The following is a 13,400-nucleotide window of genomic DNA, read 5'->3' on the forward strand; positions in this document are numbered from 1 at the left end:
ATTCCTAATTCCTATGTAAATTTTATCAAAATAATGTTAAAATTTGCCAAAAACAGGTATCTTTATGATAGGCGTAGATATTATAAAAATCGACAGAATTAAAAAAATGGTAGAAAAGTTCGGAGAAAAAGGGCTAAAAAGATTTTTAAACGATTCGGAGATCGAAAAACTCAAAAAAATAGAAACTATTGCCGGTTACTGGGCAGCAAAAGAGGCTATAGCAAAAGCATTGAAAACAGGCATAGGAAAAGAGCTCTCTTTTAAGGATATAGAAATCTACAAAGAAAAAAGCGGCGCGCCAAATTTTAAACTGCCACAAAGAATCGTCGAAAAATACAAAATAAAAGACAAATCTCTCTCAATCTCTCATGATGGAGAGTACGCCATAGCCGTAGCGGCGATAGAATCATCCGCCGGCAACGAAAGTTAACATCTCTATCTTATCTCCCTCTTTAGGAACAAACTCTCGCCACTTATCTTTTTTTACTATCTCCATATTCACGGCAATTGCCATAACTTTGTCTTCAACTTTCAACTCTTTTAAAATCTCTTGTAAAGTTTTGCTTTCCAAAAAATTTTTCTCTTCACCATTAATCGTTACTTTCATCTACACTCCCCCTCTGTTACATATTTTAAGATATTTACAATCGCCCATCTATGTTTAGCGTACGCCAATTGGCAAGGATTTACTCCCTGAGCGTTTTTGATGTTTGGATCAGCACCGTGATCTAAAAGATAGTTCACAATATCAACATCACCAGAATAAGCAGCTTGATGCAGAGGTGTGATACCATATATATTTTTTATATTTACATCGGCTTCATGCATAATAAGATATTTTACTATAGAAAGTCTTCTTTGACCTACCGCATAATGTAAGGGCGTCAAACCGTTACTATCTTGGATGTCAATATCAGCATCATTTTCAACAAGCCATCTAACTTCTTCTAAATTTCGTATTTTAACAGCAATATGCAAAGGCGAAATACCGGCTTTACTTTTAGCATCAATATTTGCCCCCTCATTTATAAGTTTTTGAGCGCTCTTTAAATCGTTTTTGAAAATAGCTTCATGCAAAGGAGTCCACCCGTTAACGCTATCGGCATAACTTATAATCAAAACAGTTAAAAACAGAGCCAATTTTTTCATCTATTTCCTCTCTCTTTTAAAAGATAGAGCGATTATAACATATATTATTATATAATAATATTTTTCCTATTTAACAAAAGATACCATCTTAAATCTTTCTCCCATCATAGCTGGATGGATTAGAGTTTTTACCTTATTAGCCTCCCTAAGATATGCGTTAAATCCTTTTTTCTCTTTAACAACTTCTAAAAGTTCAGTTATTCCAAAATCTATCAAAGCTACAAGCTGTGTTTTATAAGCTTCTTTTTCAAAACCGGCCTCTTTAAATGCATCGATAAGATGAGAAAAATTTACATCGTATGTAATATCACTTTTTTTATAAGCATTTTTTAGTTCCAACTCTTCGTCAAAAAGAGGATAAATATTATGTTTTTGATAAACACGTATAGAAAAATCGTTTCTTACTTCCAGATCTCCATAATCAAAACTTAAAAAATAACACCTTTCAAAGGCATTATATAAATCAAATGCAAACTCTTCATAACCTACGGCCACTTCCCCTTTTTCCATATAGTATTTTTCAGATATTTTTTTAACATTATCACTTATTTTAGAAAATTTTATATTGTAATTTTCTATATACCCCATATCTCCCTTGAAAACTAGCTCACAAGGAAATGCGTCAAATATCTCGTTTGCAACTACAAAAGCCTCTTTTGATTTCACCCCTTTTAAAGAGCCGTAATGTTTTAACTTTATCAAATCGCCAAAAGAGTTTTTAAAATACTCTTTTTGAACCTTTTGCAAAGACTCAAATGGCTCTATTATATTAAAGGATAGAGTTTTTAAAAGATTAGGCTTCAATGTGTATATAAACTCTATAATATCAGCAAGAAGATAGCCTTGATGCGCACCTATCTCGAAAATTTCAGCATTTTTGGATAATTTACCCTCATTTATAAGCATTATAAGATGTTTTGCTATAGCTCCTCCAAAAAATTTACTAACGCTTACTGCGGTATAAAAATCGCCCTCTTTGCCTATAGCTTTAAAATTTGCATAATATCCGTCACTATCATACAGCCATTTTTGCATAAATTCACTAAATCTTACCATCTTCCACTCTTTTATAAAGTTCCAATAAAGCCATCTGCTTTTCTATTTGATATATTTTAATGTCAAGCTTCCTTGCCTCTAGCGAATTCTTCATAGTCTCTATATCATATACCGTCTTTTCGCCAGCCTCAAATTTCTCTTTAGTATCTTCGTAAAGTTTCTCATATAAAGCGATATCCTCTTTTGTTAGTTCTATCTTTTTATCTATTAGTCTAAGTTTTCTCAAAACATTTTTGTATCTATTGATTTCTGCCCTTTTCATATCTTGAGTTAATAGTTTAGATTTTAAATAGTCAAGTTTTGTAGATTCGATATTTCTAAAAGAGTTGATATCAAACAAAGGCATAGTGATCTTAAATCCATAATCTTTGAAGCTCTCTTTCCCAGGAGGCATATAAAATGAACCCGAAATCTCCTGAGTATTATAACTAGCGGTCAAAGAAAGAGAGGGTAGATATCTTGCAATTGTCATATTTTTAAAATATCTTTTTACCCGCTCATCCTCTTTTGCCTTTTTTATAGAGATATTTTCTCTTAAAAAATCACTCCTATTTATAAGAGTAAAGTGAAGCATTTTCAGATTATTCGGATCTTTGTCACTAATATCTTTGAAATTTTTTAAAATATCTTCCAAAGTGGATTTTAGCTCTATATATTTTAATTCGTTTTGATTTTTAGCCAAAATAGCCTGGTCTAAGAAAGAGCTATCTATTATACCGCTTAGATATTGCTCTTTTTTCCTTAAAACATCAATTTTAGAGTTTTTGATCATATATTTTTGCTTTTTTAATAGCAGTTTAGTTTTATTGTAGTTGTATAAAAGATTTATGGCAGTTGCTATAAGCTCCTTTTTTTGCTCTTTGATAGATAGATGAGAAAAGATTTTATTTGCTTGTGCATATTTTATAGCAAAGTATATTCCTCCACTTTTAAATATGGGTTGATCTACAATAATTCTAAAACTTCTGTTTTCCTGATCTAGACCATATTGATCGCTTTTTGTGTAAGAATAGCTCATATTGATAGGATTTATCCAGCTATCTTTTAACTTTTTCGACTCAACATCGCTCTTTTGAAAATCGACATTAAACTCTTTTTGCTTCAACTCAGATAGAATTGAGTCGTCACTTATCAAAAATAGAGGTATTAAAAGCAAGATTTTTGAAAATTTCATTAACACTCCATCTCTTAACATTAGATATTTGACATTAGCAAAAAGTTAGTGCCAATGTCCTATATCTGATCACTAACCTTTAAAATTGCCTTTTCAAATCTTTTAATACCTTCATCTATCTCCTCTTTTGAGATAGTAAGAGGCGGTAAAAATCTAATAGTATTTCTTCCTGCTTTTAAAACCAAAACTCTCTCTTTAAAAGACTCTTCTATGATTTTGCTCAAAATTTCGCCACTTTTGGCTCTAAGTCCTCTCATAAATCCAAGTCCCACACTTTTTTGAAATATATTGGAATATTTTTTTGCCATTTCATTTATCCTATCTTCAAAATAGACCATTCTCTCATCCAAAACGCCTCTATCTTTCTCATCTTCCAAAATATCCAAAACCGTATTGGCAGCCGAACAGCTAAGGTAATTTCCTCCAAAAGTGCTTCCGTGATCTCCAGGTTTGAAAATATCTTTCAATCTTGTCATAATAGCGCCTATCGGTATACCGCCGCCAAGACCTTTAGCCAAAGTAATGATATCGGGCTCAATCTCATAAAGATTGCTAGCCAACAGCTCACCGGTTCTATAGATCCCTGTTTGAACCTCATCTACTATCAGCAAAATATCTTTTTTTTTCAAACTTTTTGCAAGTTTTTGAACTTTAGCTTTATCCAGAGGTTCCACTCCGCCCTCACCTTGTATAAGCTCTATCATAACCGCGACCGTATGGTCATCTAAAAGACTCTCTATAGAGTCAATATCATCAGCATAAACAAATCCATCGGGAAATGGACCAAAATAGGTATGCATAGCCTCCTGACCAGTAGCCTTCAAAGCGGTAATTGTTCTTCCATGAAAGGAGTGTTTTAGGGTGATTATCTTGTATCTTTTTACCTCTCCATCGACTTCGCCATATTTTCTAGCTATCTTTATGGCACCTTCGTTTGCTTCTGCCCCGCTGTTTGCAAAAAATAGCCTCATATCGTATCCACTAAGTTCAACTAACTTTTTAGCCAGTTTTGCTTGCGGTTCTATCAGATATAGATTGGAAATATGAATGATATTTTTTGCCTGATTGCAAATAGCTTCAGATACCCTTTTATTGCCGTGTCCTACACTTACAACTCCTATACCGCTTGTAAAATCTATATAGTCTTTCCCCTCTTCATCAAAAAGCGTAGCGTTTTCACCTCTTTTAAAATTTATATAGTTTCTTGCATAAGTATGAAGAACATATTCTAAATCTATCTCTTTTAAATTCATCTTTCTTATTCCTTTCTAAATCTTTTAAAATATTCATCTATTTCTTCTCTCATCTCTTTTCCAACTTCCTCAAAAATTTTAAGCAGATTTTCATAACTTCCACTACCACCTAAAAAATCCCAAAACTCTTCGGCAACTTTTAGTTCATTTTCTAAATCAAGCATACCTGCCATTGTCCAACGACTATAAAGCTTTGGATAATAAGGATTATAAGGAATCGCAATTAAACTATTAACTTTTTTATCTGGATATTTAGTTAAAATTGCAGCTATCCATTTAAGAAGTGTCCTTTTAAATTCTAAAAAACTACCCTTATTTGGTTTAGCTGTTTTTATATCAAATAGATATATTTCATTTTCTCTTTCGCAATATAAATCAACTCTTGTAAGTTTAACTTTCCTTTTTTCTCCAATAAATAATTTTTCTTTTATCCTCTCTATCTCTTCAAGTTTATTTGGTCTTTTTTTTGCAATAATTAAACTATCTATTATTTTATCAATCTCTTTTAAAGCCTCTTCAGTTATTTCAGTGTTAACATTAACCTGTCTATCTACAATTTTAAAATTATTTTTTGCAAGCTCTACCGCAACGGGTTCAAAAATAGTAGTCCCAAAATTTGTATTTAATGAATGGATAAACTGATACAAAGCCAATCTATCTTTTCCAAGAAGTGCTGTATGAAATGGCATATATGCTGGCTCTTTAGTTTTTTCGTAATCTTCGAACTTCTTCCGTATTGTATTTTTTAAAAGTTCTTTTATTTCATCCAAAACACACTCTCCGAATAAGGATTCTTATCTTTTTCCACTCTATTTAATACTGGTCTTTTAAATTCCTCAATTATTTTTAGTCCAGCTTTTTGTGCAATAATTGGATAAAGATTAAATTTATCGTTTGCGACTATAAAAATATTTGCATCTTCTTTTAAATATTTTTTAATATTTTTCAAAACTTTTGCAACTCCTTCAACATACTCCCTTCTTGCACTCTCTCCTTTCCCTTTAAATAAGGGACCAATTTCAAGTTCATCTTGTCTTTTAAATCCAAAAAGTTCATAAGCATATTCGTGTTGTTCGTGGTAATTTATAAGTCCTACATATGGCGGAGAAGTAAAAATACCGTCAATTTTTTTATGTTTTACTTTCTCAAAAAGCTCTTTATCTTTCCTTTCGAGTTCGGATAAAATATCTAACTCCCTGCTGTCTCCTACTAAACAAATCTGTCTTGTATCGCTTCTTAATGTATCAAATTCGCTTACCCTTTTAATGGTATCTTTGGTATATCTTTCCCACCAGTTATATATTGTAAAAAGAGGTTTGCAGATTTTACCGTGCTTTTTGCAATAGTAAGGCTTAGTTACAGGCTCTTTTAAAGTTGCAAGGTCAGAATGGGTTGTAGCTCTACAGCTTCTAATGGTTCTACTCAAAATAAGAGCCAAAAGTTTTTTTGTATTTTTATTTTTTACTTTTTTTATCTCTTCAAAAACAAACTCGATCTCTTTTTGTATAGGCAAAACATACCAAGTTTTTAAAAAACTACTCTTTTCTTTGTTCTCTATCTCTAAACCATATTTTTTTAGCAAATCAAAATATTTTAGTAAAAACTCCTCTATTCTTTTTTTACTATACTCTTTTTCATCTATGCGTTCTTCTCTTATCCATCTTTTAAAATCTGGCGATGGAAAAAACTTTTTATTAAAATCAGCTAAAATATCATTCAATTCTTCATCAAATCTAATATAGCTTTGTTTTTTTATAAAATTTTTTAATTTTTGAGTAATTTTTTTTGTTTCAATCTCTAAATCTAAAATATCATATTTTGCAACTTTACAATTTGAGATAAAAGCATTAAACGGTGAAATATCAACACCTATAGCATCCATTTTTAGCTCATTTGCCACAACTAAAGTTGTTCCACTTCCTGCAAATGGATCTAAAACTATATCTCCTTTTTTAAAAAAATTTCTCTTTTTAAATTCGTCTATATGATCATCCAAAAAATATTCAACAAGTTGTGGAATAAACTTTCCTTTATAAGGATGCAATCTATGAACATGCTTGGTCCTATCTTTTTCTTTAACCCAATCAAAGGATAGATGCCAATTGATATCCTCGAACTTTTGTCTGTACTTTTTCTCTTTTACTAAAGATTGTTCATAATATCTTTTTAACTCATCGGCTAAGATAAACGTTTTACCCTCTTTTTTAATTTTTTGTACTCTTCCATATTGAATTAAGTAAGAGATATTTGATGGTGTTATCTCTTTCTTAAACTCCCTACTTGCCCACTCACTTGCTTCTTGTATGCTTAAAAGCATCAGCCAACCTTCCTAATTTTAACTTTAACTTCTTGAAAAACTGCGTTATTGCCGTAATTGTCTGTTTTTGGAGGTGTAAGGAAGTTTACTTTTTCGTTTCCGCTATAAGCCAAAACCGAATCCTCTCTCAATTCTTCCCTGACTCGCACTTCAAACTCAGCTTCTCCGTAAGATGAAGTTACTAAAACTTTATCACCGTCTTTTAACAAAGTGGAAGGATGTACATATAAAAAGTTGTCTCTTTTAAATTGTGAGTTAAGGGATGTTTTGCATTTTGGAGTTATTAGATAAAATCCTTCTTCCTCGTAATTAAACTCATCATCCACTTCGTCTATAAAACAAAACAGTCCCGCATCGGTATAAAACTCTTCACTATATGGAATATCCTCAAAAGAGGGTAGCTTATAATACTCACCATCTTTTATAAGTTGCTTCTCATACTCTTTTATATACTCCTCTTCGCTTTTGAGCCCATCAAATCCAAATCTTTTAAACATCTCTTTCGTAAACTCGTATTCGCTTATTGCATTTTGGTTATCTTCTATTTTGGGCATGAGTCCTGCATATTCATGTCCATAGCTAAATCTTATATCGTTTTTTTGTAAAAAGTTTTTTGCAGGGATTACCAAATCAGCCATCTTAGCGGTTTCATCCATATAGATACCAAATACTACCGTAAAACTCTTTTCTAATCCTTCAATAACTCTTTTTGAGTTTGGCATAGTTATAACAGGATTTGAACCTTGGATAAAAGATATATCAAACTCTCCAAAATCGGCCACGGCCTTTTGTACCCTTTTAGCCTCAACTTTTAACGGATCATTTAGTTCAACGGAAGTATCACCCAAAAAACTTACTCCGCACCCCTCTTTTCCAAAAAGTCCTAGCATTGCCGCAAGAGAGTCTATCATCCTTACGACTTCCGTTCCGTGAGAGTATTTTTGCACTCCGTTACCAACCAAAATAACCGTTTTCATACTCTGCATAAGTTCAGCCAGTGTGGCAATTTCAAGTATATCCACACCTATTTTATCAACAGTAGGAACCATTCTATAGGTTTTTATGAAATCTGCGAAAAATTCATAATCTTCGGTTCTCTCTTCTATAAAGTTTTCATCTTCCGTATTTTGCATATATACAAATCTTGCTAATATACAGGCAAGTTCCAAATCTGTCCTTGGTCGTATCTGCAGATGCATCGCCGCTCTTTTGGCAATATCAGTTTTTACGGGATCTATTACAACCACAGTTTTACCGTTTAAAAACGGCAGGATATGAGAGTTGGTTGAAGTTATATTTCTTCCCCAAACAATAACAAGTTCACTTTTTTGTATCTGCGTTGTAGGCAGTATGAGATTTTTACCCCTTCCCTCTTCGATACCTAGCTGTCCGGCTGCGTCACAAAGACTTCCAGCTGTTAAAACCGCTCCGTATCTTGCAAAAAAGAGATCGGTTATAGCTTGCATTTTACCGAAATTGCCGCTTCCTCTAAAGTGTAGGACCTTTTTGGGCTCACACTTTTTAAGCCTCTCCTCCAAAATATCTAAAGCATCATTAAGCGATATCTTCTCCCCTTTATAATAGGCGCTATCAAGTTGGGGAAAGTTGTAATAGTGATTCATTTTATAACAAAGATGCCCTTTGGTTACGGGATGATCTTTATCGCCTCTTAACTTATCTTTCAAAACAATACTACAAGCATCATAACAGTCTAATGGACAAGTCGTTTTTTTCATTTTATCTCCACCTTTACGATTTTAGAAAATATTTTAGGGGCTTTCGTAACTATCTCCGCTCTGTAAGCCGAAATATGTACGGGATCGGCAACTTTATAGATTTTAGAAAATCTAAGTTTAGTCTCTTTCCCGTCTATATAGATCTTTTTGTTTTCAATATTTTCAATCTCTTCCTTATCGAGATATATTACGATTTTGGCTTTAGAGATATCGGCAATATCAGCTAGTTTAGTTCCGATAGCTGCAAAATCGCCCTCTTTAACATATATTTTATAAACATATCCGCTAACTTTTACACTCTTCTTTTCCAAAATATCCTTAAGTCTTTTGATATTGTATTTTATATCTTCTATCTGATTTTTTAGATTTTCTATCTTCTCTTTTTGATTTAGATATTGATTGTTGGTTAACAAAAAATCTGTCAATTTAGCATCTTTTTCAAATTTGGACTTGGTTTTAAGATCTTTTATACGCTCGTAATTCTCTTTTTTAACCCTGCTTAACTCTTTTAGATTTTTAAGTATTTTCATATCTGTCTGCAATATCTTTTCGAGATTTTCAAGTTTGATTTTCAAAGATTTTAAATTAGCTTCATCAATCTTTGAATCAATCTTTATAATTTCGTAATTTTCGACGTTTTCTCCCTCTTTTGAAAGATCGCTCTTAACAACTTTACCGCTAACGGCCGATTTTAGCGTATATATCTCAAATGGCTCTATTTTGGTCATATATTCGGCCCCAAATACAAAAGTTGTTATAAACAAAATCAAAAAATTTTTTTTCATTATTTTTCAACTCCCGGACTTTTAGTAAGATAATTTTACTATAATAATCAAAGAAAAGCAGAAAAATAAACTATTTTGTATAGAGCGAAAGAGTAGCGACATAAAACTAAATCTGTCTGATCATCTTCGCTTCGCTGTAGGGCTAAAGTTTAACTAAACCCTTTATAAATATTTTTAAACCACTCAAGTTCATCAAGACTCTCCCAAGGATACTCCTCATACCCAACCTGTCCTTTCGAGGCGGTCTGAACGTACGTAAAACCCCTTTTCATAGGCTCATCCAAACCAAACTTTCTAGTTATCCAAGAGGGAGTTAAAGCAAACTTATCTCTTATTAGAAGCGACAATTCTTCATCTTTTAAAGATATCTTTGATGTATGCATAGTATCAACCGTAACCGAGAGAGGTTTTGAACGCCCTATAACATAAGAGATTATTACTTTAACTTTTTTGGCTAAACCTGCCGCTACTATATGTTTTGCTAACCAACGAGCAGCGTATAATCCGCTTCTATCAACTTTTGTATAATCTTTTGAACTTTGTGCTCCGCCGCCTATCGGCGCATAAGCCCCGTAAGTATCCGCTACTATTTTTCTACCGGTAAGTCCAGAATCCGCTATAGGCCCGTGTATGATAAATTTACCCGTTCCATTTATAATAAACTCCGTCTTTTCATCGATCATATCTTTAAACGAGGATTTTTTTAAAATAAGCTCTTTTACTATTTTTTTAACCTCTTCTTGGCTTCTTTTTGAGCTGTGTGATTGGGCGACTACTAACTTATCGATTCTTTTTGGCAAATTATTATCAAAGTTATCTTTTGAGCCATAATCTAAAACAATCTCCGTTTTCAGATCCACTCCAAAAAGCTCACTATTTAACTTAGCGTTGTTATATAAGATATCCTTAATTTCTCTTGCCATCATTAATGCCATAGGCATAAAATCCTCTCTCTCATCCGTCGCAAAACCTACCATCATTCCTTGATCACCGGCTCCTATCTCCTCTTCTTTATCAACGCCGAGACTTATATTCGGAGATTGCCTACTTACATATACTTCATAATTTAACTCATCAGGATAGATTGTCTCTTCGTTTGAAAATCCTCTTTCAGGATATCCTATATATCTTAAAGCCTCTTTTGCGCATTTTATATAAAAATCTTTATCTACTTCCTTATCTACTTTTACTTCGCCGCCAATTATAACGTTTTTGCCTACAACAAAAACCTCAGTCGCTACTCTAGCATTTTTGTCAATTTTTAATAACTCGTCAACTATTTTATCCGCAATAATATCTGCGCACTTATCGGGATGGCCGGGTGAAACTGATTCTGATGTCTATAGATACATATATGTTACCTCTTCGCTTTTTTGGTATTATATCAAAAGAGATAAAATCTGAAGGAGTTTTATATGACGCAAGAACAACTAAGCGAATTTAAAGAGATTTTAGAGAAGAGAAAAGCTCAAGTTGAAAAAAATTTAAGAAATTTAAGAGCGGAAGTTGAAAGTATGATAGCCGATGATGCACTTGATGATATACAAGATTTGGTTGCTTTAGAAAATATGGATAGAGACGATCAAGCTTTGATAAAAAGATTGGAAGAGGAGTTAAAAGAGATCAATAATGCTCTTTTAAGAATAAAACAAGGGACTTATGGCAAATGTGAAGACGGCTCCGAAATCGATTTGGACTTACTATACGTAAATCCGCTATATCAATGCTAAAGAGGCAAAAATGACTAAAGATTTCAGTCAATATAAAGAGCAGTTAAAAGAGATAGTAAAATCAAAAGGATTAAAATATTCGGCTCAAAGAGAAGATATCTTAAAAGCACTATTTGATTCGAAAAAACATTTAACACCAGAAGAGATATATACAGAAGTAAAAAAAATCAATAAAAATATCGGTCTAGCAACCGTATATAGGGCACTATCCTTTTTGGAAAGCGAAGGACTTATAAACTCAATCTCTTTTGGAATAGACGGAAAAAAATATGAACTAAACAGAGGTCAACATCATGATCATATGATCTGTTTAAAATGCGGAAAGATCATAGAGTTTTTCGATGAAAGGTTAGAGTCTCTTCAAGAATATATCGCCCAAAAACACAACTTCAAACTTATAACTCACGAACTAAATATGTACGGTATCTGCTCAAATTGCCAAGAAGAGAGTTGACAAGCTCTCTTTCTAAACTTTAGGGAGTTGCCAATTTTTATAAAACGCAAAAAGTCTCAAAGCCAAACCGAACAAAAAAAGCGATACTGTAATATAGATGTTGTTTTCGTAAAATCTATCGGCTAAGAAGAGAAAAGTACCTATAATGATGGATATACTTCCGTAAAATTCCGCTTTTAAAATCATAGGGACTCTGTTAAGCAAAACATCTCTCAAAACTCCTCCTCCAACAGCAGTTATCAAAGCCAAAAGCACCACCCCAAAATAGTTCAGTTCAGTTTCAAGTCCTATTAAGGCTCCTGAAATAGAAAAAGAGGCAAGACCTATAGAATCGCTAATGATAAAAATCTTTCTTTTTTGAAAACCAAAATTTTTATGTAGTTTCAAAACAATAGCAAAAACAATAACTAAAAGAACTATCATTGAAGGCAAAAAGTTAACAAAAGAGTAAGGAAGCTTTCCCACTATCACATCTCTTATGATACCGCCGCCTAAAGCCGTCAAAAAAGAGGCTATGAAAACTCCTAAAAGATCCAGTTTTTCTTCTACCGCCACCCAAAAACCGCTTAAAGCAAAAGCGGCTATCCCTATAATCTCAGCAATCTCTAACAGTGTCATCAATATGTCTCGCCGCTTTTACGGCAGAACTGAAAGCCCACTGAAAGTTATATCCTCCAAGTTCTCCCGTTACATCTAAAACTTCACCAATAAAATATAGATTTTTAACTTTCTTGCTCATCAAACTATTTTTATCTATATCTTTTATAACTACTCCTCCTTTTGTTACCTCGGCTCTTTCAAAGCCGAAAGTTCCTGCGGGTGAAAATGTATATTTTTCCAAAAGTTTCAATCTTTTTAAATCCTCTTTCTTCAACTCTTTGATCTTTTTGTCTTTAATACCGATAGAATTCAAAAAAAGTTTGGAAAATCTTTTAGGAAAAGGCAGCAAAGTTACAATCTGTTTATATGGATATCTTAAAAACTCCTCCACTTTTTTTCCGTTTAAAAAATCGATAGTTACGACACCTTTGTCCCAGTACAACGAAGCGTTAAGTATGGCCGGGCCGCTTATTCCTTTATGAGCAAACAAAATATTGTCTTTAAAAATTTTATCTTTTATTTGTACAACAGCCTCAAAAGATATACCGCTTAGTTCTTTAAACCAAAACTGCTCACTTTGTACCGTAAAGCCAACGAGAGCCGGTCTTAAAGGAGTGATTTCGTGTCCAAATTTTTTAGCTATTTTATAACCTATTTCAGTAGCGCCTATCTTTTTATAGCTAACTCCTCCCGTAGCCACGACGACTTTTTTCGCATAAAAATTTTCTTTAGATGTTTCTATCAAAAAAGCATCATCGACTCTTTTTACATCTTTAATTTCTCTATTCAAAAAAATCTTTTTTTCCTCTATCTCTTTTAAAAAAATATCTATTAGTTCTTGTGAGCTATGTGGACAAAAAAATTGGTTCTTTTTTCTCAAAACCGGTGAGCAAGAGCGTTTTTTTAGCCATTTAATAAGCTCTTCGTTGGAAAATCCGTTTAAAACCTCTTTTATAAATTCGCAATCGCCAAGGTAGTTTTTGAAAGAGACTCTTTTATTGGTTATATTGCATCTGCCTCCACCTGAAATCTTTATCTTGGCTCCTATACTGGAGTTATGCTCAATCAAAGCGTAATCTTTACCCTTCAAAAAAGAGGCGCACATAAGTCCTGAAGCGCCAGCTCCAAGTATAACAATATCCAATA

The 13,400-nt window shown here is 32.9% G+C and carries 14 protein-coding genes and 1 pseudogene; 3 read left to right on the top strand and 12 right to left on the bottom strand.

The features are described from left to right. The first annotated feature begins 64 nt into the window (after positions 1–64). The gene (gene acpS / locus NIL_RS05575; RefSeq protein ID WP_187646833.1) at positions 65–430 is read left to right on the top strand and encodes a holo-ACP synthase; all 366 of its coding nucleotides are present in this window, start codon (positions 65–67) and stop codon (positions 428–430) included. On the opposite strand, the gene thiS is transcribed toward acpS, so the two are convergent. The 10 genes and pseudogenes from thiS to metK form a co-directional block, all read right to left on the bottom strand. Next, complete coding sequence (thiS, locus tag NIL_RS05580; protein WP_187646834.1) at positions 407–607, bottom strand: sulfur carrier protein ThiS; 201 nt, start codon at positions 605–607, stop codon at positions 407–409. The two genes, acpS and thiS, sit on opposite strands and share 24 nt — an antisense overlap. Then, positions 604–1,149: an ankyrin repeat domain-containing protein gene (locus tag NIL_RS05585; RefSeq protein ID WP_187646835.1), complete on the bottom strand. Its 546-nt coding sequence runs from the start codon at positions 1,147–1,149 to the stop codon at positions 604–606. The genes thiS and NIL_RS05585 overlap by 4 nt, the downstream gene beginning before the upstream one ends. A gap of 66 nt (positions 1,150–1,215) precedes the next feature. Beyond that, a complete protein-coding gene (locus NIL_RS05590) occupies positions 1,216–2,205 on the bottom strand; it encodes an SAM-dependent methyltransferase (RefSeq protein ID WP_197972047.1) in 990 nt (329 codons plus the stop codon). After that, positions 2,192–3,379, bottom strand: coding sequence for a TolC family protein (locus NIL_RS05595; RefSeq protein ID WP_187646836.1), 1,188 nt, complete (start codon positions 3,377–3,379; stop codon positions 2,192–2,194). The genes NIL_RS05590 and NIL_RS05595 overlap by 14 nt, the downstream gene beginning before the upstream one ends. 59 nt (positions 3,380–3,438) lie before the next feature. Beyond that, the gene (locus tag NIL_RS05600; RefSeq protein WP_187646837.1) at positions 3,439–4,632 is read right to left on the bottom strand and encodes an aspartate aminotransferase family protein; all 1,194 of its coding nucleotides are present in this window, start codon (positions 4,630–4,632) and stop codon (positions 3,439–3,441) included. A gap of 5 nt (positions 4,633–4,637) precedes the next feature. Then, complete coding sequence (locus tag NIL_RS05605; RefSeq protein WP_187646838.1) at positions 4,638–5,402, bottom strand: TdeIII family type II restriction endonuclease; 765 nt, start codon at positions 5,400–5,402, stop codon at positions 4,638–4,640. After that, positions 5,390–6,949: a DNA methyltransferase gene (locus tag NIL_RS05610; protein WP_187646839.1), complete on the bottom strand. Its 1,560-nt coding sequence runs from the start codon at positions 6,947–6,949 to the stop codon at positions 5,390–5,392. Before NIL_RS05610 ends, NIL_RS05605 begins: the two co-directional genes overlap by 13 nt. Next, entirely contained in the window at positions 6,949–8,685 is a 1,737-nt protein-coding gene (locus tag NIL_RS05615) for a molybdopterin-containing oxidoreductase family protein (RefSeq protein WP_187646840.1), read from the bottom strand. Before NIL_RS05615 ends, NIL_RS05610 begins: the two co-directional genes overlap by 1 nt. Continuing rightward, a complete protein-coding gene (locus NIL_RS05620) occupies positions 8,682–9,470 on the bottom strand; it encodes an efflux RND transporter periplasmic adaptor subunit (RefSeq protein WP_187646841.1) in 789 nt (262 codons plus the stop codon). Before NIL_RS05620 ends, NIL_RS05615 begins: the two co-directional genes overlap by 4 nt. Positions 9,471–9,619: 149 nt before the next feature. After that, positions 9,620–10,810, bottom strand: a pseudogene (gene metK / locus NIL_RS05625) (methionine adenosyltransferase); the annotation flags it as partial. A gap of 75 nt (positions 10,811–10,885) precedes the next feature. On the opposite strand from metK, the gene NIL_RS05630 reads away from it, so the two are divergent. Next, complete coding sequence (locus tag NIL_RS05630; protein ID WP_187646842.1) at positions 10,886–11,200, top strand: TraR/DksA family transcriptional regulator; 315 nt, start codon at positions 10,886–10,888, stop codon at positions 11,198–11,200. 10 nt (positions 11,201–11,210) lie between these two features. Then, positions 11,211–11,654: a Fur family transcriptional regulator gene (locus NIL_RS05635; RefSeq protein ID WP_187646843.1), complete on the top strand. Its 444-nt coding sequence runs from the start codon at positions 11,211–11,213 to the stop codon at positions 11,652–11,654. Between the two features lie 12 nt (positions 11,655–11,666). On the opposite strand, the gene NIL_RS05640 is transcribed toward NIL_RS05635, so the two are convergent. Continuing rightward, complete coding sequence (locus NIL_RS05640) at positions 11,667–12,272, bottom strand: trimeric intracellular cation channel family protein (protein WP_187646844.1); 606 nt, start codon at positions 12,270–12,272, stop codon at positions 11,667–11,669. Continuing rightward, entirely contained in the window at positions 12,250–13,398 is a 1,149-nt protein-coding gene (locus NIL_RS05645; RefSeq protein ID WP_246434417.1) for a BaiN/RdsA family NAD(P)/FAD-dependent oxidoreductase, read from the bottom strand. Before NIL_RS05645 ends, NIL_RS05640 begins: the two co-directional genes overlap by 23 nt. Positions 13,399–13,400 lie beyond the last annotated feature (2 nt).

Source organism: Nitrosophilus labii (assembly GCF_014466985.1).
In the GTDB taxonomy this organism is placed as follows: Bacteria; Campylobacterota; Campylobacteria; order Campylobacterales; family Nitratiruptoraceae; genus Nitrosophilus_A; species Nitrosophilus_A labii.